This is a genomic window from Gilvimarinus sp. 1_MG-2023 (assembly GCF_030548285.1).
The window spans coordinates 1-399 of sequence record NZ_JAUOSC010000255.1 but is presented as its reverse complement, the minus strand read 5'-3'; the positions used below and the strand labels follow the sequence as shown (position 1 = coordinate 399).

The window sequence follows — 399 nt, the reverse complement described above, 5'->3', positions numbered from 1 at the left end:
ATTACACCCTCAGCAACCATGATATCAAACGCCATATCAGCCGTTATGCCGCTCACTCAGACCGCACCCAGGCTGAACAACCACCTCACAAGCACAGCCTCGAACGGGCACGTCTGCTGGCGATGCTGCTGCTGACACTACGCGGTACACCCTTTTTGTATTACGGTGAAGAAATTGGCATGCCGGAACAACCGGTTTCCCTGCCCCAGCGACAAGATCCGGTGGGCAAACGTTACTGGCCCTTTCACCCTGGCCGCGACGGTTGCCGGCGGCCAATGATGTGGCAAATACCCAATACCTTTTCCAGCGCGGCCAGCTGGTTACCAGAAAGGGCGATTGAGGGTACAAGTGTCACCGACCAAAGCCATGACCCCGACAGCCTGCTGAGCTGGTATCGAC

1 protein-coding gene is annotated in these 399 nt (G+C 56.9%); it reads left to right on the top strand.

The genetic code is table 11. The annotated features are described in order from the left end of the window. On the top strand, positions 1 to 399 hold a 399-nt coding region (locus Q4563_RS16675; protein ID WP_303605284.1), incomplete at both ends, for an alpha-amylase family glycosyl hydrolase.